The sequence below is a fragment of the Mesorhizobium sp. M1A.F.Ca.IN.020.06.1.1 genome (genome assembly GCF_004023265.1).
Taxonomy (GTDB): Bacteria; Pseudomonadota; Alphaproteobacteria; order Rhizobiales; family Rhizobiaceae; genus Mesorhizobium.
In genome coordinates, this window is the sequence record NZ_RZSR01001347.1 from 1 (window position 1) to 1,185 (window position 1,185).

Annotated in this window: 1 protein-coding gene and 1 pseudogene; one reads left to right on the forward strand and one right to left on the reverse strand. The window is 60.8% G+C overall.

Translation table 11 applies throughout. The annotated features are described in order from the left end of the window. Positions 1–227, forward strand: a pseudogene (locus tag EOA60_RS38470) (hypothetical protein); the annotation flags it as partial. Between the two features lie 507 nt (positions 228–734). Here EOA60_RS38470 and EOA60_RS33880 read toward each other — a convergent pair. Then, on the reverse strand, positions 735–1,185 hold a 451-nt coding region (locus EOA60_RS33880; RefSeq protein ID WP_206628384.1), incomplete at its 5' end, for a hypothetical protein.

The following is a 1,185-nucleotide window of genomic DNA, read 5'->3' on the forward strand; positions in this document are numbered from 1 at the left end:
GGCTCTCCGTGAGCCCGTCAACGAGAAGCCGGTTTAACGTCGAAAAGCCGTCAAGGCGGCTATTCCAAATTCGCATGTCAGCGCTCCTCAGGGATTTGTCGTTGTTCGCGGATGGCAATGTTCGATCATTTCGGAGGATTGCGAAGCTCAAAGGCCGCCAGTTCGACCAATCTGTGATGCTGTTTTGCGTGCGCTGGTTCCTGGCCCAAAATCCGGGCCTGCCATGATCTATCTTGACTATTGGCCGAACACGGCGTTTTGGTCACAGGACCTGCCACCGCTGGACAGTTCGTTTCGCGCCCTTGTTGCTGGGAGACCTTCAACCTGCGATCAGTGTCAGCTCATTCCACAGATCGTCGAACACGGTCCGTAGGCCGGAACCTTTCTTCGGATCCTCCTACCGCCCAAGGTATGTGTTTCGGTAATTCCACCCCTGTCCGGCTCACATGGGCATTGAAGTGTCAGGTTGCTCATCGCGGCCAGGTCTCCCAGCCGGCACGGAATGCTTCGACATCTTCTCGTCGTTCCCCGGCGACAATGACGTCATAAGCCAGCTCGATCGACTGAGTTCTATCGAAACGAAAATTGCGCCTAGATCGGTGCGGATGGCGGTCGGTTGTGCGGGTTCGTGTCGTCATATGCATGGGTCGCTTTTCTGGAGGAGTTGAGACGACCTCATCCTGCAAAAGCGCCAGCCGTCATCCAGCCCATGGGTCTTTTGCGAAATGCGCACACTAAGGCAATAGCGCTGCCAAGGCGCGAGCCCGATATTCCGGCTGGGCAAGTCCCTCGGCGAGAACGACGAGACGCCGCTGCAAGGCGGGCGCAAGCCCTGCCACACCCTTTCCCAATCCACCCAGTGCCGTAGCGCGATGCATGGGGTGGTCAAGTCCCTCGGCGAGGAGGATGAGACGCTGCTGCAGGGCGGGCGTAAGCCCTGCCGCGGCCGCTCCGAGACCCTTCAGCGCTGTAGCGCGATGCCAGGATCCGTCAAGTCCCTCGGCAAGAACGACGAGACGCTGCTGCAGGGCCGGCGCAAACCCCGCCGCACCTGATCCGAGGCCCCTCAGGGCCGTGGCGCGATGTCCGGGCTGATCGAGCCCCTCGGCGAGGAGGACGAGACGTTGCTGCAAGGCGGGTGCAAGCCCTGCAACACCGGCTCCGAAACCCCCTAGGGCCCAGGCG